The sequence below is a fragment of the Haliea salexigens DSM 19537 genome (genome assembly GCF_000423125.1).
Taxonomy (GTDB): Bacteria; Pseudomonadota; Gammaproteobacteria; order Pseudomonadales; family Halieaceae; genus Haliea; species Haliea salexigens.
In genome coordinates this window covers 257,031-274,622 of record NZ_AUHJ01000005.1, presented here as the reverse complement: position 1 = coordinate 274,622, position 17,592 = coordinate 257,031, and the positions used below count along the sequence as shown (strand labels likewise).

The following is a 17,592-nucleotide window of genomic DNA, read 5'->3' as shown; positions in this document are numbered from 1 at the left end:
TTGGTTCATCGCGGGTTAGCGTGAAAAAGTAGGAGACGGCGGTAAAACCGGTTAGTTTTGAGTTCGCCAAAACAACAAACCTGACCGACTCACCGCCGTCCCTATGAATGCTAATCCTCTTGCCCTGTTCTGGGAAGGATTCACGATAGAATCGTATGCCCAGATTGACGCTCAATCTCTGCTCATCCGACTGCAACCTGCCGACGATTACTTGCCATGCTGCAGTGGTTGTAATCAGCACACGCTTGCCATCCATGACATCAGCACCCGACGAGTCCGAGAACGCGACCTGTTCCAATACCGCGTCTGGCTGGACGTGCCAGTTCGCCGAGTTCGTTGTACGACCTGTGGCCCCAAGCTTGAACAGATTCGCTGGTTACCAGGGCGACAGCGTCTGACGGCAGGCATGGTCAGTTGGATTGAATCCCTGGTACGACTGATGCCGATCCAACATGTGGCAACGCTGCTAGGGTTGCATTGGCATACGGTCAAGGCCATCGACCATCGGCGCCTCAAACGAGAAGTGACTGAGCCAGATAAACGCCGGATTCGTCGACTGATCATGGATGAGTTCGCCTTGTTCAAGGGACACCGCTACGCCACCGTGGCGATTGATGCGGATACTCAACAAGTCCTCTGGGTTGGAGAAGGTCGCAGTCGAGCAGCGGTACGCCCCTTCTTTGAATGGCTGGGGCCGGAAACCTGTGGCCAGATCGAAGCCGTGGCGATGGATATGAATACCGCCATGGACCTGGAAGTTCAGCACCACTGCCCACAAGCACGGGTGGTCTATGACCTGTTCCACGTTGTAGCAAAGTTCGGACGGGAAGTGATTGACCGTGTCCGGGTCGATCAGGCCAATCAGCTTCGACACGACAAGCCGGCTCGCAAAGTAGTGAAACGAAGTCGCTGGCTGTTGCTCAGAAACCGAGGCAACCTCAAGGATGAGCAGGCTCTGAAGCTCGAAGAACTGCTGCAAGCCAACCAGCCCCTGATGACTGTCTACGTCCTGAAAGACCAGCTCAAAGAGCTCTGGTACGCTCCCTCAGAGGCCGATGCCAGACAACGCTGGCAAGACTGGCTAAATCTGGCTATGAGTAGTGGGCTGGCCCCCGTGCAGCAGTTTGCCAGGCGCCTCAAGGGCTACGTCGACGGCATTATCGCCAGCGCGGTCTACCGGTTGAACACCAGTGTGTTGGAGGGAATGAACAACAAGATCAAGGTGATCAAGCGGGTGGCCTACGGCTACCGGGATAACGACTACTTCTTTCTGAAGATAAAAGCAGCATTTCCCGGTAAAGCGCGATGAACCAAAAAATTGAGGAGGTTTAATCGTGAGAACGATTAGTGGGGGATGCGTCTGCGGACGAGTGGGGTTCACTGTTGAGGATAAGTTTGTTTATGCAGGCTATTGCCATTGTTCCTCATGCCGAAAATCATCCGGTGCTTCAGGGACAGCCATAGGCGGAATCCCAAGAGAAAAATTTTCGGTCACAAAGGGCAGCGACTATATAAAAAAGTTTAGTCGAAGCAAGGAAACAGTCTCTTGCTTTTGTGCCCTCTGCGGATCCACCCTATATGGTGAAAAGCCAGTCTCTGGCATGCTGCACGTGAGATACGGGGCGTTGAACAGTGCGCCTGAACTTCTGCCCCAGGCTCATATGCATGTATCGTCAAAAGCAGATTGGTACGAGATCTGCGACTCCCTGCCGCAATATAGCGAATTTCCACCTGGCTAATGGTAAAAACACAAGCGCCTCTTAAGTATCCACCGTCTGCCGTCGCAAGATCTGGAGAATATGATGAGCCCTATCGGGCGGTAAGTGTAGGTGCGGTAGTTGCCGTAGTAAAGGCCCAGTCAGCTCATCCGGGCGAGAGGGGAGGCTGGGAGCGAATGACGCGCCATTTCTACGCTCAATCTGCAGTAGGGGATGCGGCCGAACCCGCGAGAAGTCCGCCGTGAATCGTCAGCTCCGCCCCGATCATGTACGCTGCCTCGTCGGAGGCAAGCATCACTGCGATCGCCGCGACTTCATCGGGCGTTCAGAACCGTCGCATACGCGTGTCAGCAACAAAGGCTGCCATCCGGTCCTCGCGGTCCGGCCCATCCCCCAGCATCGGCTCCCACGTAGGGGTAAGGATCGCAGCAGGATGGATCGAGTTGCACCTGATTTTGAGTCCCTGTTCGGCCAGGTAGAACTTCTGAAGGGGTGCCAATAATCTAGATGCTGGATTAATATACTAATTTAATATATTGAAAAATAGAATAAATTCTAACGCAGAAGCTGGCGTAGTCGGCGACGCTTTGTTCGGCTCCGTCCGCTCCGCCACCTTTCTGTATCGTAGTGAAACATTGCGCAACATACTGAAATTGCGCAATCACCTGCTAATAAAGCCTGAAAACTCGCGAAAACTCACCTCGACTGTTTCATTCCGTTGCGCTTTGTTTCTATTGGAGTGGGGGGTAAATGGGGGGTAAGTTCGCTTCACTGACACCTGCAGACTGTGACCGCATCACCCGTCGTGGGCGACACCCGGATGCCGAGAGACTTTGCCTCCTGGTTGCCAAAAGCGGCCCGTTAAAACTGGATCTATCGCTACCAGCACGACGGACGGCGGCGAGAGGGTGCCACCATGACGTTCCTGTGTGTCGCCGAGGAGTTTATCGATAACAACGCGGCGGGTTGGACTGTATTCAGGGTTAGGTTGGTCACAGATCGAATCCTCCAGGGAGCGCATGACGCGCCGTTTGCGCGCTCAATCTGCTGTAGGGGCGGCGGCCGAACCCGCGAGAAGTCCGCCGTCAATCGTCAGCTCTGCCCCGGTCATGTAGGCCGCCTCGTCTGAAGCAAGCAGAACTGCGATCGCCGCGACCTCCTCAGGCGTTCCAAACCGTCGCATAGGGGTGTCAGCAACAAAGGCTGCCATCCGATCCTCGCGGTCCGGCCCGTCTCCCAGCATCGGCTCCCACATCGGGGTAAGGATCGCAGCAGGGTGGATCGAGTTGCATCTGATTCTAAGTCCTTGCCCGGCACAGTAGAGCGCGACGGACTTGGTGTGGTTTCGCACCGCCGCCTTGGACGAAGCATAGGCAGCTGCAGCGGGGATTCCGACCAGACCCGACCGCGACGAGATATTGATGATCGACCCGGCTCCGTTTGCGCGCATGGCGCGGATCCCATAGCGGCAGCCAAGGAAGGCCCCGTCGAGATTCACCGCATGGACCGCCTGCCAGTCCGCCAGCGCGGCGTGTTCGGGATCCTGCGGACGCGGGGACTCCTCGAACCCGGTGATGCCGGCATTATTGACCAGCACATCACAGGCCGGCCAGACCGCAGCAAGCTCAGCCCAGTCGTCCTCGGATGCGACGTCAAGGCGCAGATGATCACCGCCGATGTCGCTGGCAAGCGATGCGGCCAGGTCGCCGACCTTGTCGGTCACCACGACCCTGGCACCTTCTTCGGCAAAAGCCCGCGCGATGGCCTCGCCAATGCCACGGCCGGCACCGGTGACAATGCACAGCTTCTGGCTCAGTCGCCCCAAAACACTACTCCTAATTATTGAACCTCGAAGGCGGACCGCGAAATGAACGACATGTCCTTCCTGGGGCTCGCTCCTCTGTCTTTCTCTCCAGCCCCATCTACCGTAGCCCTGGACAGATCCACACGCCGAGTATCACGGGCTCTCTCGCTCTAACAGCCGCACCATTTCCTCGGCAACGGACGCAGCTGATGGTAAGAACATGGATGAAACGATGCGTTGATCCACGACCACCGCATGCTTATCTGCAAGTGTTTCTTTATTCTCGGCCAGCGCCCCATTCTTTCGAAGTTGCTCCTCGACCAGGAAGGGCAGCAAGCTTCCCTGCTTCGCCCACGTTTTGGACCGCTCCGTGGCGTCGGGGAATCCGGCTACCCGCTTACCCTGCACCAGATAGCGACCGTCGTTCATTTTGGCGTTGGCAAAGCCTCCCGGACCATGCCCGCAACCACCGACTACGCCACCCTGTTCGTAGATGGCGCCGATAAGCGTCATTAGTGCTTCGTTCGAAGCAACGTCAAACAGGGTGCCATACCCGCCCCCAACGTACACCGCCCGGTATTGGACAGCATCCACCTGACTCGGCACCAAGGTTCGGCCTGCTTTGCCCAGGAAGTCTTCATATTTGATCGCATAGCTGCTGATGCCCAGCGGCTCCATCATGAATTCGACCGCGCCACCCTGTGGCGATACGAAGTCAACCTCATAACCGTGCATGACGAAGATGTGGAACGGCGGAGCGTATTCCCAGAGATTGTTGCGGGCTTCGTGCTGCTCCGGGTCGCCCATATCGAGAACATTGGACGCGACAAAGAGCACCCTGTTTCCGGATGCGCCGAATGCTGAAGCGGTAAGCAACATCAATGCAGAAAAACAGCAGCTGAACGCCAATACCTGTGATTTGCTCATCAATCGCTTCATATGCAAAGTAATCCTCCGACCGCCAGTGGAGACATTCAGTCGATACTGACTCGGTTCACTTTCTCGTGCGCTGGCACTATGCATTTTCCAAACCTTTTTCCCAAACAGGAAATTTCAGAGTAGGGCGCGGCGAAAGCACTGCTACGCATCGGCGAGCGCGGAGGGGGATTTGCAGCTCACGATCGCCGGTGCCTTGCGGATTAACGCGTCGTTGGTGAGCGCATGCACCATGAACAGGCCGAAATCCGTTCTCCGAGTGCGATTGCTCTTGAGTGCGGGATCGCCGACATGTTCGCGCCAGATGGGAAGGCCTTCACTCTCACCTTCTTCAATATCACTGCCGCGAACTACAGTCCAGCGCTTGTTGCTCCGGAATACTCTGCGACACGCCTCGACCTGGTCGTTGATATCTACGAATCGGAGCATTCGAGCAATCCAGCCGCCGACTTTCAGTATCGCGAGAAATACCGATGAGTACTCGTCTCTGCCATCCCTGGTGATGTGCCAGCCGCAGGAGAACACGAGACGGGCCCTTTCCTCTGAATAGTCGAGGACGGCCTGTGCAGTTCCCGACGAGTAACCGTTCACGCCCCAGGGCACCAGCACAGTGAGCACGCCGTCGCAGCCTGCAACAGCCCTGCGGATCACATCCCGATCACTCGTCCGGCCCGGCACAAGTTCAATACCATCACCGAAGTGGGCTAGCTTTTCTGTGCTTTGGGGTCGGCAGACGCCCACCACGGAATAACCGCGGTCAAGGCAGTGCTTCAACATATATCGCCCAAGTTTGCCCGAGGCGCCGACGATGCAAACCTTCATTGTCTGGCCCTCCGTGCCGTGGCAATCAGTCAAGCCTGTTGTAGCGCTGACAGGGTTTCATCCAACTGCGCGGCCAGGTCCGGGTTGGTGATTACGCCTTTGTCCCGGTGAAAGTTCTTGTAGAACTCGGGGACAGACAAAGAGGCCATCACCTTGCCCACAAAAAAGTGGGCGGATCCAACCGCAGCGGACAACACGCTTTTCGCGCCGCCCGCACCCGGCGATGTCGACAGCATGATGATCGGCTTGCCCTGATAGACCTCGAGCTTTTTGCGTGACGCCCAGTCAAAGAGGTTCTTGTAGGCCACGGTATAGCTGCCGTTGTGTTCCGCGTAGGAGATCAGCAGCGCATCGGCTTCCGAGATCTTGTCGAGAAAGCGGGACGCCGCTTCGGGAATACCATGGGCCTCTTCCAGGTCGCTGTTGTAAATGGGCATTTCGTAGTCATTGATATCGATGATTTCGACATCGCTGTCGGTCAGCCGTGTACACGCATAGCGAATCAGATCCTTGTTGATCGACTTGCGGCTATTGCTTGCGGCGAAGGCCAGAACTTTCATATCGCGCTCCTGTTGAGTCCAGGACTGGATTGCGGGACGGTCATTCGAGGCGCCCGAGTTTGCCGGCCGCGTAGTCCGCTTCCACCTGGGCGATTTCGGCCTCATTGCACATGACGAAGGAGCCCTTGTGCACGAAGACTTCCCCAACCGGCGTGGCGCTAAAGAGGGCAAAGTGAGCGGTCGAACCGGCAATGTTTGTCATCTCGATTGCATGGACGGCACCAGCGGAGCCTGCTTCGACAGCGAGGGATTCCCCGGCTTGCAGTATTGCCTCCCCACCGGCGACTGTGAGTTTGATCTCTCTCTCGATGGCGTAGATCCAGGCGTTCTCGCCGGCCTGCAAGTGATGCGTAAATGCCGACCCGGGCCCGATCCTGCCGTCGAGAATGGTCATGGGCAGGGCGGGCGAATCCCGGCCGCTGACGCCGTTGCAATTGCCGAGTACAACGCGTACGCGATAGTCGTCGGTTTCCAGGACGGGGATGTCCTGTGCTCTCACATGCCGTGATTCAGGCGCATCGCGTTTCATTCGCGCCGGCAGGTTCACGAAGACCTGCAAGCCATGAATGCTCGCGCCGGTTTTGGGCGCCTCATCGTGAACGGCACCGGAACCGGCCTTCAGCCAATACAGGTCGCCGGGAAGCAGGTCGAAATCGTTGCCCAATGAATCCCGGTTGTGAAATGCCCCATCACTGTCCTCAAACAGCACCGACACAGCGGAAAGGCCGGCGTGCGGATGGGGACCAAAGGTTGGCTCGGTCATGCGGTAGTGATCGACCATCACCAATGGGTCCATCGCGCCAGCGAAATTTCGCTCGCGAAAGGTTTGAGCGACAAACCCGGCGCCTATCTCAAGTGCGCCGCCGGCTTGTGGGACGGTGATAGCGACATTGGTCGCGCCATCCGATGCAAGGTTCTCTGCAAGAGGGCTCTTTGCGTTCATAGTCATTCTCCTTGTGAGGTGCTGCGTCATCGCGGTTTAGAGACTATCAATGGAACGGTAATGCCGGGTAGACTCATAAAATGAAACTAAAGTTCTAAAAATGGAACGATTTATGTGCTGCGTGCAACGGAGCAAATCGCAATGATCGACCTGAATGACTACTACTATTTTGCCCACGTCGTGGAAAAGCGCGGCTTTTCACCCGCCGCGAGAGCGCTCAATATGCCCAAGTCCCGCTTGAGCCGGCATGTAGCGCAACTGGAACAGCGGCTCGATACTCGTCTGATACAAAGAACATCCCGCCAATTCAAAGTGACCGAAACCGGCCGGGTGTTCTATCAGCATGCCCGGGCATTGGTCGAGGAGATGGAGGTCGCCGAAGCGGCGATTCAAAGCCGCAAGGAATCATTGAGCGGGCGCGTGACCATGAGCTGCTCAGTCGGTGTGGCCCAGTTTGCGCTCAAGGACCTGGTGTTTGAATTTCTGGCGAAGCACCCGAAGGTGAATCTGGTCCAGCAGGTGAGCAACCAGTCGGTCGATCTGGTTTCTTCCGGAATTGACTTTGCCATAAGAGGCCACATGGAAGCGCTGCCGGACTCAAGCATCATTCAGCGGCACCTGGCGAATGTGTCCTGGCACCTGTTTGCAAGTCCCGAGTACCTGGCCCGAACCGGCACGCCGGAGTCGCCCTATGATCTGGTCAAACGACAAAGCCTGAAGGTGGGCTGGCAGCCGGCAAGCGGACACTGGAACCTCGAAAACATGGATGGCTTGAAAACCACCATCTCGTTCAGCCCGCAACTGTGCAGCGACGACATGAGCACCTTGAAACAGGCGGCAGGAAAAGGGCTGGGCATCGTGAGCCTGCCAGCGTATACCTGCAGGGATGAACTTAATGATGGGTCGCTGGTGCGGGTTCTACCGGAGTGGGTGGCCGGAACCGCGCAATTGAGCCTGCTTATGCCGTCCCGTCGTGGACAATCGCCCTCGGTTCTCGCTCTGGCAGATTACCTGTTGAACAATTTGAACGCACGTATTGGTGATCGACCAAGTCAGCAAGTCTGAATCAGGCTGCCAGCCAGTTTTCTATCTTCAATCCGGGGACTCGTGAAAACTCACCAACATTCCCGGTTACAACAGTGAGGTCATGCGTCAGCGCATGGGCAGCAATCAGCAGATCGTTGGGTCCAATGGGTGTTCCCTGGCGTGCGAGCTGGTGGCGCAACGCTGCGTATTCGCGATCGGCGGGCGCTTCTAACGGCAGGATTTCTAGTGCGGATAGAATCAGATCGATACGTTCTGCGAGTTTCGCGGAGGTTGATTTGAGAGCGCCATAGCGGAGCTCTGCGGCCACAACGATGCTGGTGCAGACACTATCTTCCCCGGCCCTGCTGATCCGCGTTGCCACCACACCGCCCGGATTACGGACCAGATCGGACAAGATGTTGGTGTCCAACAGGTATGACAGCGATCCACTCAAATCAGCACGTCTTCCATCGCAGGCAGATCATCATCGATATCCGGGAACGATTCATCGAGAGGGGGGAGGGAGGCGAGCAGGGCCAGCAGCCTGCCTTTTCGAATGGGCTCCACAATCAGTCGATCGCCCTCCTTGTGGATAATGGCTTCCTCACCCTCCAACTCGAACTCGCGCGGTATTCGTATTGCCTGGTTGCGTCCGTTACGGAAGAGGCGCACGTGGCGCTCAGTAGTTGACATGTTGGTTGTCTCCGATGATCACTGCATAGGCCGTAGCATAGGCCTGTTGCCCCAGGAGATCAATGAGGCGTATCCAGGGCTATAGCGTCACGTCGTTTCCCAGGGCTGGCTCGGCCAAGTAGAAACTCTGGAGGAGTGCCTATTTTATTTAGAGATTAGATTAATATATGAATGTAATATTTTGAAAATAATAATAATTATTAAATCAAGAATTGGCCTATTCGGCGACTCCGGGTTCGGCTCCGTCCGCTCCGCCAATTACACAAAAAGCCACCCTCGGGTGGCTTTTTGTGTTTTCAGCCCGGCATCAAATGCGTTCGATGATGATCGCCGGAGCCATACCGCCCGCTGCGCACATTGTCACCAAGCCGAACTGCTTGTCCTGACGCTCCAGCTCGTCCAGCAGCGTGCCTATCAGAATAGAGCCAGTGGCGCCGATGGGGTGGCCCAAAGCCATTGCGCCGCCGTTCACGTTGACCTTGTCCCGGTCGAGCTTGAGGTCGCGTATGAATTTCTCGGCAACAACCGCGAACGCCTCATTGATCTCGAACAGGTCGATATCCGATAACTGCATGCCGGCCTTCGCCAATACCTTGCGTGCCGCGGGTACTGGTGCATTGAGCATCAGCGTGGGGGAGTCACCCATGTTTGCCATGGCCACCACGCGCGCCCTGGGCTTCATGCCGTGCGCTTTGGCGTAGCCCGGGGATGCGAGGAGAATCGCGGCGGCGCCGTCCACAACGCCGGAGGAGTTGCCGGCATGGTGCACATGGTTGATTTGCATCTCCGGATACACCTGGTTGACCAGCTTGCGGAAGGTGGTGCCACCTTCGTCCAGCGGGTAGTCGGCCAGGGCCGCAAAGGACGGTTTGAGCTCCGCCAGCGTTTCCAGCGTTGTGTTCGGGCGTGGGAACTCTTCGTGATCCAGTGCCAGGCTGCCATCGAGCCGGTACACCGGAATCAGGCTGCGCTCGAAGTGCCCATTGGCGATAGCGTGCGCAGCGCGCTGTTGCGAGAGCGCGGCCAGGCTGTCCACCGCGTGGCGGTCGATGCCCTCCAGCGTCGCGATGGCGTCAGCGCACACGCCCTGATGCGGCTGCGGGTGTTTCTCGCGCAAGCGCAGGTTGTCGCTGTCGATAAACGGTGACTGGCTGGGGTCGCTGCCGAACGTCGACATCATCTCACATCCGCCACCGATGACGAGGTCTTCCATGCCAGACATGATCGACGCCGCTGCCATACTGATGGAGGTGATACCGGAGCCGCAGAAACGATCCAGGGTCACCCCCGAGGAGCGCACATCGTAGCCGGCGTCGAGTGCCGCCATGCGCGCGAGGTCCGACCCCTGCTGACCGCGCTGGCTGCTGGTGCCGAATATAATGTCATCGACCTGTGCGGTATCGAGTTGATTGCGTTCGGCGATTGCACGCAGCACCGTGGCTGCGAGGTGTTGCGGGTGCTGGTCGGCAAGCGCCCCTTTCCCTTTCTTGCCGATACCCCGGGGGGTGCGGCAAGCATCGATGATCCACGCTTCTGACATGACTGTTCTCCTAGTGCTCGGTGGTGGGTAGTAATTCTTGCTCTCGCCTGCAGCGCTGCTTCAACCCGGGGCGAGCTGTTTGTCGCATGCGGTGTCGTCATCATGGTATGGCTCGAACGCGGGTGCAAGGTAGGGCTCACCAGCCGCCTGCTGCAGCGGTATGAAGCGCACCCTCCCGGGCATGTCGCAGCTCAGGGCCTTTTCTGCAGGGCTGTTTGCCAGTTGCATCACGATACGTATGTGCGGTGCTTCCACCGGGCTCACCAGGGCGCAGGTGTAGGCGGTGGGGAAGTTCGGGTTGAGCCCCGCCGCAACCTCGCACCAGCTCGCCAGCAGGCCTTCGCCACTCAGTGCGCGCCAGTGCAGTGGGTCGCCGCAGTCGGGGCAGTTGGCGCGCGGGTACCAGACGGCGTGATTACAGGCCCCGCACCAGGTTACCTGCAGCTCCTGCCGGGCAGCAGCCTTCCAGAACGGGCCGGTCAAGGGATGGTCAAGCTGCGGTGTGTTCATCATCGCCCCCGGCGCAATATCAGAGTGGAGGACTCGTCGGCGGTGAAGCCGGCGTACACCGCGCGGCGCGCGTCGGTAACCGGGTTGGCGGCGCTGCCGCGCAACTGCTTGACCAGTTCCACAACGTGCGATGCGCCGAGCAGATAGCTGTGGGACAGCAGTCCGCCGTGGGTGTTGCAGGGTATGCCACCTTCCTGCCGAGGCCGGGTGTGGTGCAGGCGGTTGTCCTGTATGAAACTCCCTCCGTCGCCCTTGCGGCAAAAGCCCAGGTCCTCTATCTGCATCAATGCCGTACTGGAAAAACAATCGTAAACCGCAATCACATCGATCTCCGATGGGCTCGTATTCGCCATGGCGTAGGCCCAGGGCGCGGCAAACACCTGGGGCGTTGCGGTCATGTCGCGCTGCTGGCTGATATAGGGCGCCCCGGCGATACGCCCATGCCCGACGCCATCGATAATGGCCGGCACCTGCGGCATGTCGCGCGCACGCTCCGTTGGGCTCATCACCCAGGCCGCAGCACCGTCGGAAATCAGGCAGCAATCTTCCCGCCGCAGCGGGCCGGCCAGTGGCGGTCTGTTCAGATAGTCCTCCAGGGTCAGCTTGCGGCCCCCCATCACGGCGCCTGGGTGCCCGTTGGCATGGCGGCGAAAGGTCAGTGGAATCGTCGCGAGCTGTTCCTCGGTGAGTCCGTACTCATGCATGTACCGTCGGGCGAAGGTGGCAAAGTACACGGGCTGGGGATACCAGCCCATAGGGACTTCCAGGTGTGCTTTCAGTGCCTCTCCGGCGTGCCAGTCGCCCGGGGTTCCCGTGCCCGCTGCGCGGCGGCTGGCCCAGTCGACCGCAAACACGTTGACGATATGGGTGGCTTTGCCGGCAAGCATTGCGGTCGCTGCTGTGTGCCCGCAGGTGCCAGCCCAGATCATCGCGCCGCCATCGGTGCTGAACCACAGCGGGCGCCGGGTACCGAAATGGCGGCGGAAATCGTCGGCAGTGACCTGATCGGCGATGTGACCCGACACCATGAGGCCGTCAATGTCCGCAGGCTGTAATCCGGCATCGGCAATGGCGGCAGCGATCGCCTCCAGCGCCATCTGCCGTGGCTCGCGCCCGGAGGGGCCGGAGACCGCGGTTTCGCCGATGCCCGTGATTGCGGCCGCGCCGGCGATGTCATCCAACGCTACGGATGTTCCACCGTCGGGCACGACTGCGGCGCGGGCGATAGACTGCAGCGATCGCCGTGTCATCGGAGAGCGCCACCGAAGTCGGATACTTTCCCTGGGCGAATGTGGGGCATGCGCGGCCTGCCTGCTGGTGATGGGGTGAGCCCGAAGACTATCCCGGGTGGGCGGTGGCAGCAAGCGACCGCGTTCGCCGCAGTGATCCGGGCGTGGTGTTTTCCCTCTTTGCCGGGGCCCGGAGTAGATCGGTATAAGCACTTGCACCGTGTGGTTTAAGCCAGCGGGCAAAAGGGTCTATCATTCGCGATTGAGTTTTGTCTTGAGCCGGGCTGACTGGCCCGAACGGTTGCCGAGGAGTTTGTAATGCCGAAACCACGCCCCCCCATGCCGTTGCCTTTTGGCTGGTTTGTCGTGTCCTACAGTGATGAGCTGGCTGTAGGGCAGTCGCGTCCAGTGCTGTATTTTGGTCGCGAAATGGTGCTCTTTCGCACGGAATCCGGCCGCCCTGTGCTGCTGGATGCATACTGCCCGCACCTGGGTGCCCACCTTGGTTACGGTATCAATGAAAGTAGTGGGCAGGGTGGTCGTATCGAAGGCGAAAGCATAGTTTGCCCGTTTCACGCCTGGAAATTCGACGCGGCAGGTTACTGCACGGACGTGCCCTACGCGAAGAATATGCCGCCCAAGGTTGTGGGCAAGCAGTGCCTGGAGTCCTACCCGGTGGTGGAAGACAATCAGGTGATCTACGCCTGGTATCACCCGGAAGGTAATGCACCGATGTGGGACGTGGAGTCGTTCGAGGAGGCCAACAGTGCCGATTGGGCACCACTGCAGCGCTTCGAGTGGACAATAAAGACAGCCTGTCAGGAAATGGCGGAAAACGGTGCCGATTCCGCGCACTTCCGCTATGTACACCAGACGGCGACCTTCCCGGAAACCGAACTGACCTACGAACAGCACTACTCCCTGGGCATTCAGAAAGCCGACATGCAAACCCCGCGAGGAATGGTCAAAGGCAGCATCACCTCCAAGAACATCGGCCCCGGTCAGGGCTTTACGCGTTTCGAGGGTATCGCCAGCACCTTCCTGATGGGGAACGTCACGCCGATTGACGACGAGACGGTGCATGTGCGCTTTGCCTTTACCCAGCCTCTGGTGGACGGTGAGGTCAAGACCGGGGGCGTCAATGCTGCCATCATCCGCGACATCTGCAAGCAGCTGGATGAAGACAAACCCATCTGGGAAAACAAGATGTTCCGGTCACAACCGGTACTTTGCGACGGCGACGGCCCGATCGCCCGGTTCCGCAAGTGGTACAGTCAGTTCTACGCGGAGTCATTCGCCAACGCTTGACGTTTCGCGTCGTCCGCCGGGTGCAACCGGCGGACGACGCTGAGACAGCAAGTTCGACCGCCTCAGAACGCCAGCGTGTCCCCCTCCGCGGGCATGGCGGCGCGGCGCTGGTGTTGCTCCCATAACAGTGATGCCAGAGCGTCCTGTGCCGTGGGCTCCCCGTGTACCAGCACCAGCCGGGCAGCGGGATCAAAATTGTTCGCCCACTGCACCAGCTCGCTCTGGCCGGCGTGCGCGGAAAAACAGCCCAGCGTCTCAATGCGGGCCTTGACCGCGTACTCCTCGCCAAACAGCTTGACGGTCTGCATGCCATCGACCAGCAGGCGGCCCAGCGTGCCACGTGCCTGGAAACCGGCGAAGATCACGGTATTGCGGTCGTCCCAGATGCGCTGCTTGAAGTGGTGACGAATCCGCCCACCCGTGCACATGCCGCTGCCGGCGATGATGATGGCCCCTCCCTTGATGCGATTGATGGCCATGGACTGTTCGGTATCGGCTGTCAGTTGCAGGCGGGGCAGGAAATCCGCGAGGGAGGCCTTGTGGGCTTCCGACAGCTCACGAATATCCTCCCCGTCCATGATCTCTAGCCAGCGGTCGTAAACCTGTGTGACCTTGATGGCCATCGGGCTGTCGAGGAAAACCTCCCAGTTGTCGAGCTGCCCGGCGTGGTGCAGGCGACCGAGGTGAAAAATGATTTCCTGGGTTCGGCCCACGGCAAAGGAGGGGATCATCACGCTGCCACCCTTGTTCCAGGTCTCGTGCAGGATTTCCGCCAGTTCGTCCATGGAGTCGTCTTCATAGCGGTGGTCGCGGTCGCCGTAGGTACTTTCCATCAGGACCACGTCCGCCTTGTCCAGCGTAGCGGGGTCGTTCATCAGTACCGAGCCCTTGCGTCCGAGGTCGCCTGAGAACACCAGCCGTTTTTCCATGGCGTTTTCGGTGAGTACGACTTCCACGATGGCAGAGCCGAGAATGTGCCCGGCATCGTGCAGCGTGACAGTGCAGTGATGGCCGAGTTTGAAGGGTTTGCGGTAGCGGCTTGGTTGCAGCTGCTTCAGCACGCGCTCCACATCCTCCTCGTTATACACCGGTTCGCGGGTTTTCCTGCCTCGTCGCTCCGCGCGCAGGTTGTCGCGCTCAAGGTCGCGCAGGTACAGCCCCACGGCGTCATGCAACATGATCGGCAGCAGGTCGGCGGTGGCGCGGGTGCAATGAATCGGCCCCTTGAAACCCTGGTGAACCAACAGCGGCAGCATACCGCAGTGGTCCAGGTGGGCGTGTGACAGGACTACGGCATCGATACTGTCGGGCTTGAAACTGAAGCGCTCGTTGTGAATGCGCTCAACGGCATCGCCGCCCTGGCGCAGCCCGCAATCGAGCAGAACACGCCCGCAGGCCTTGGATTCCAGCAGGTGACAGGAGCCCGTGACTTCCTGTGCCGCACCGTAGAATGTCAGCGTTGCCATAGTCGACCTCGTGTGGGAATAAGCTACGATTGTACCTCGGCGGACCCCGGCACGTCTGCTCTTGCTCGCGCATCGCGGGCAACTATGCAACGCTGCGTAGGGCCTCAGAGTCGGCTATAATTGCCCGCTCTCAAGCAGTGCCGGGGCGCGCGGGCCCGGGCGACAGGACAGCAACATGGCAGATAATAAACTGATACCGCTGGTGCCGGTGCCCAGCGGCGGAAAGTTCGTCAATGATCGGGGTATCACAGCGATCAAGGATGGCATAAAAGCGTCTGCGGAGGGTGCCGCAAGGCTGGCCAAACCTGACTGGCTGCGTATTCGCGTGCGCGGTGGAGCAACGTACGACCGTGTGAAGTCCATCGTACACGAGCATCGCCTGGCGACCGTGTGCGAAGAGGCCAAGTGCCCGAACATGAGCGAGTGCTGGAGTGCCGGTACTGCCACCATCATGTTGATGGGTGATGTCTGCACCCGCGCCTGCCGCTTTTGTGCAGTGAACACGGGCAATCCGCGCGGCTGGATTGATCAGGAGGAGCCCGCCAATACCGCGCGCTCCGTGCAGCTGATGGGCCTGCGTTATGTGGTGTTGACGTCCGTGAATCGGGATGATCTCGCTGATGGCGGTGCCGGTCACTACGCAGCCTGTGTGCGGGCGGTGAAGGCGGAAAACCCCGACACCGCGGTCGAGGCGCTGACCCCCGATTTTCTGGGTGTATTGACCGACGTGGAGACCGTACTGGACTCCGGCATTGAGGTGTTTGCCCAGAACGTGGAAACCGTGCGTCGCCTGACTCACCCCGTGCGCGATCCTCGCGCCAGCTATGAACAGACGCTTGCCGTGCTGGCACATGCCAAGCACTACCGACCCGATGTGCTCACCAAAACCAGCCTGATGCTGGGCCTGGGTGAGACCGAAGCGGAGATCGAGGAGGCCCTCGATGACTTGCGTGCGGCCAACGTCGACATTGTGACCTTCGGGCAATACCTGCAACCCACCGTCAACCACTACCCGATCGACCGTTACGTGCCGCCCCAGGATTTTGAGAAATATCGGCAGTGGGGGCTGGCAAAAGGGTTTCTGGAAGTGGTTTCCGGCGTGTTCGTGCGTTCCAGCTATCGCGCCGAGCAAGTGTTGGAGAAGAACAACGTGGGACTCGCCCAACCCTGATGGTATCGGGAAGGACCCTGCGCCGCCGCGCTGTCCTGGCTATCTGTGTTTATAATGTCGCTCGCACAGCGCGGGGCAGAGTGGGGTAGCCATGCACGCAAAATTCGACAGGATAGGCCTGGTGGGGCGCAGCCAGCAGGAGGGCCTCACCGATGTGCTGGACGAGCTGGTGCATCTGCTGCAGGGCCTGGGCAAGGAACTTGTGCTGGAGTCGCGCCTCGCCGAGTTGGTGGAGGATACTTCCATACCCCGGGCCAGCCTGGATGAGATCGGTGAAGACAGCGATCTGGTGATCGTGGTGGGAGGCGACGGCAGCCTGCTCAGCGCCGCCCGTACGCTGGCGAAGTACGAAACACCGGTACTTGGCGTTAACCGGGGGCGGCTGGGTTTCCTGACCGATATCAGCCCGGATGACATCGCCGTGCAGGTGCCGGCGGTACTGGCGGGCGAATATACCCGGGAGAGCCGCTTTCTGCTCGACGCCCGCGTGGTGCGTGAGGGCAAGACGGTCGGCCGGGCCGATGCGCTCAACGATGTGGTGGTGAACTCCGGTACATCGGCGCAGATGATCGAGTTCGAGCTGTCCATCAACGGCGTGTTCGTGTATCGGCAACGCGCTGACGGGCTCATCATCTCCACACCCACGGGCTCCACCGCCTACTCGCTTTCCGGTGGCGGCCCCATCATGCACCCGACACTGGATGCGGTGGTGTTGGTGCCGATGTTCCCGCACGCCCTCAGCAGTCGCCCGATCGTGGTGGACGGCAACAGCGAAATTCGCCTGGATATTCTCCAGCGCAACCGCATTCACCCACCGGTGACCTGCGATGGGCAGGTGAATATGACGGCGCGGCCAGGGGACTCGGTGGTGGTGAGCAAGAAGCCTCATCGACTTACCCTGTTGCACCCATTGGGACACAGTTTCTACGCCAGTTGTCGCGATAAGCTGCGCTGGAATACGGCGCTGGTGAATTGATGCCTGAAGGGTTTGTAGCGCTGCGAGCGGCGGCCGGTGAGGACCTGCGTCCTTTTGCTGCACTGTTGCAACAGCAGGGCATTCGCTGTCGCATATACGAAGCCGCGGGCGACCAGGTGGTCGAGGTGGCGGGGGAGGCGCAGGTGCACGTCGCGCAGACACTCTATAAAGCCTGGCGCGACGGCGATATCCAGTTGCAGTTACGCGCGGCGCCGGCACGCAGCAGCGCGCGTCCGGAACTTGCCGCCGCCTGGCACCAGGCGCCGGTCACCATTCTGCTTCTTTTGTTGAGCGTGGCGGGCTTCCTGCTCGTCTACCTGGGCGCCTCGGCCGAGCGACTGTCGCTGTTTACCTTTACCCCTTTCACGATTAATGGGAACACGCTTCAATTTGGCGAGATGGGCGGCCAATACTGGCGCTTGCTGACCCCCGCATTCCTGCACTTTGGCTGGTTGCATATTGTTTTCAACAGCCTCTGGCTGTGGGAGCTCGGTGCGAGAATCGAGCGCAGGCTGGGTTCGGTGCACATGCTGGGCCTGTTCGTGTGTATCGCCCTGGTTTCCAATGGGTGCCAGTTTGTCTTCGGCGGGCCATCCATATTTGGCGGTATGTCGGGCGTTGTCTACGGCCTGCTCGGCTTCAGTTTTGCGGGCGCCCGTTTGCAGCCTGTTTGGGGTTTCGAGCCCAGCCGTCCGATCATGCTGCTGATGGTGGGCTGGCTGCTGCTGTGTATTGCCGGTGTGGTCGAGGTGCTGGGTTTTGGTGCCATCGCCAATGCGGCGCATGTCGCGGGTTTGCTCTCTGGCGCGCTGCTCGGTGCGCTGCTGGCCCTGCTCTCGCGACGCGGCGGCGACAGTGCAGGGGCTGGACGGCTATAATTACCGTTTTTG

The 17,592-nt window shown here is 59.5% G+C and carries 19 protein-coding genes; 7 read left to right on the top strand and 12 right to left on the bottom strand.

What is annotated here, in order from left to right; all coding sequences use genetic code 11:
- The coding region (locus G533_RS25115) for a hypothetical protein (protein ID WP_240472403.1) at positions 1-256 on the bottom strand (256 nt) is incomplete at its 3' end.
- Between G533_RS25115 and G533_RS0108200 the strand changes: the two genes are divergently transcribed.
- Together G533_RS0108200 and G533_RS25325 are read left to right on the top strand one after the other, a co-directional pair.
- A complete protein-coding gene (locus G533_RS0108200) occupies positions 146-1,309 on the top strand; it encodes an ISL3 family transposase (protein WP_240472402.1) in 1,164 nt (387 codons plus the stop codon). The two genes, G533_RS25115 and G533_RS0108200, sit on opposite strands and share 111 nt — an antisense overlap.
- Before the next feature lie 25 nt (positions 1,310-1,334).
- Positions 1,335-1,739, top strand: a complete 405-nt coding sequence (locus G533_RS25325) for a GFA family protein (protein ID WP_158413401.1) — start codon at positions 1,335-1,337, stop codon at positions 1,737-1,739.
- Positions 1,740-2,757: 1,018 nt separating this feature from the next.
- Here G533_RS25325 and G533_RS0108190 read toward each other — a convergent pair.
- The 5 genes from G533_RS0108190 to G533_RS21135 all read right to left on the bottom strand — a co-directional run bounded on the left by G533_RS0108190 (position 2,758) and on the right by G533_RS21135 (position 6,783).
- Positions 2,758-3,543 (bottom strand): SDR family oxidoreductase, encoded by a 786-nt coding sequence (locus G533_RS0108190; protein ID WP_027949539.1) that lies wholly within the window; start codon positions 3,541-3,543, stop codon positions 2,758-2,760.
- Between the two features lie 132 nt (positions 3,544-3,675).
- Positions 3,676-4,461 (bottom strand): type 1 glutamine amidotransferase domain-containing protein, encoded by a 786-nt coding sequence (locus G533_RS0108185; RefSeq protein ID WP_240472401.1) that lies wholly within the window; start codon positions 4,459-4,461, stop codon positions 3,676-3,678.
- A gap of 141 nt (positions 4,462-4,602) precedes the next feature.
- Positions 4,603-5,280: an NAD(P)-dependent oxidoreductase gene (locus G533_RS0108180; RefSeq protein WP_027949537.1), complete on the bottom strand. Its 678-nt coding sequence runs from the start codon at positions 5,278-5,280 to the stop codon at positions 4,603-4,605.
- Between the two features lie 29 nt (positions 5,281-5,309).
- Positions 5,310-5,840 carry an NADPH-dependent FMN reductase gene (locus tag G533_RS0108175; protein ID WP_027949536.1) on the bottom strand — a complete coding sequence of 177 codons (531 nt, stop codon included), beginning with the start codon at positions 5,838-5,840 and terminating at the stop codon, positions 5,310-5,312.
- A 40-nt stretch (positions 5,841-5,880) separates the two neighbouring features.
- The gene (locus G533_RS21135) at positions 5,881-6,783 is read right to left on the bottom strand and encodes a pirin family protein (RefSeq protein WP_051230107.1); all 903 of its coding nucleotides are present in this window, start codon (positions 6,781-6,783) and stop codon (positions 5,881-5,883) included.
- A 141-nt stretch (positions 6,784-6,924) separates the two neighbouring features.
- On the opposite strand from G533_RS21135, the gene G533_RS0108165 reads away from it, so the two are divergent.
- Complete coding sequence (locus tag G533_RS0108165) at positions 6,925-7,848, top strand: LysR substrate-binding domain-containing protein (protein WP_035527195.1); 924 nt, start codon at positions 6,925-6,927, stop codon at positions 7,846-7,848.
- 1 nt (position 7,849) lies between these two features.
- Here G533_RS0108165 and G533_RS0108160 read toward each other — a convergent pair whose 3' ends face one another.
- From G533_RS0108160 to G533_RS0108140, 5 genes are all read right to left on the bottom strand, one after another.
- Entirely contained in the window at positions 7,850-8,263 is a 414-nt protein-coding gene (locus G533_RS0108160) for a type II toxin-antitoxin system VapC family toxin (protein WP_027949534.1), read from the bottom strand.
- Positions 8,260-8,502, bottom strand: coding sequence for an antitoxin (locus G533_RS0108155; RefSeq protein ID WP_027949533.1), 243 nt, complete (start codon positions 8,500-8,502; stop codon positions 8,260-8,262). The genes G533_RS0108160 and G533_RS0108155 overlap by 4 nt, the downstream gene beginning before the upstream one ends.
- A gap of 307 nt (positions 8,503-8,809) precedes the next feature.
- Complete coding sequence (locus G533_RS0108150; RefSeq protein WP_027949532.1) at positions 8,810-10,042, bottom strand: acetyl-CoA C-acetyltransferase; 1,233 nt, start codon at positions 10,040-10,042, stop codon at positions 8,810-8,812.
- A 60-nt stretch (positions 10,043-10,102) separates the two neighbouring features.
- Positions 10,103-10,552 (bottom strand): Zn-ribbon domain-containing OB-fold protein, encoded by a 450-nt coding sequence (locus tag G533_RS23430; protein WP_051230106.1) that lies wholly within the window; start codon positions 10,550-10,552, stop codon positions 10,103-10,105.
- Complete coding sequence (locus G533_RS0108140) at positions 10,552-11,802, bottom strand: thiolase C-terminal domain-containing protein (protein WP_027949531.1); 1,251 nt, start codon at positions 11,800-11,802, stop codon at positions 10,552-10,554. The genes G533_RS23430 and G533_RS0108140 overlap by 1 nt, the downstream gene beginning before the upstream one ends.
- 297 nt (positions 11,803-12,099) lie before the next feature.
- Between G533_RS0108140 and G533_RS0108135 the strand changes: the two genes are divergently transcribed.
- Positions 12,100-13,089: an aromatic ring-hydroxylating oxygenase subunit alpha gene (locus tag G533_RS0108135; protein WP_027949530.1), complete on the top strand. Its 990-nt coding sequence runs from the start codon at positions 12,100-12,102 to the stop codon at positions 13,087-13,089.
- Between the two features lie 62 nt (positions 13,090-13,151).
- On the opposite strand, the gene G533_RS0108130 is transcribed toward G533_RS0108135, so the two are convergent.
- A complete protein-coding gene (locus G533_RS0108130) occupies positions 13,152-14,555 on the bottom strand; it encodes an MBL fold metallo-hydrolase RNA specificity domain-containing protein (RefSeq protein ID WP_027949529.1) in 1,404 nt (467 codons plus the stop codon).
- A 175-nt stretch (positions 14,556-14,730) separates the two neighbouring features.
- On the opposite strand from G533_RS0108130, the gene lipA reads away from it, so the two are divergent.
- From lipA to G533_RS0108115, 3 genes are all read left to right on the top strand, one after another.
- Positions 14,731-15,726, top strand: a complete 996-nt coding sequence (gene lipA / locus G533_RS0108125; protein ID WP_027949528.1) for a lipoyl synthase — start codon at positions 14,731-14,733, stop codon at positions 15,724-15,726.
- 91 nt (positions 15,727-15,817) lie between these two features.
- Positions 15,818-16,702: an NAD(+) kinase gene (locus G533_RS0108120; RefSeq protein WP_027949527.1), complete on the top strand. Its 885-nt coding sequence runs from the start codon at positions 15,818-15,820 to the stop codon at positions 16,700-16,702.
- Entirely contained in the window at positions 16,702-17,580 is an 879-nt protein-coding gene (locus G533_RS0108115; protein ID WP_051230105.1) for a rhomboid family intramembrane serine protease, read from the top strand. Before G533_RS0108120 ends, G533_RS0108115 begins: the two co-directional genes overlap by 1 nt.
- Positions 17,581-17,592: the final 12 nt, after the last annotated feature.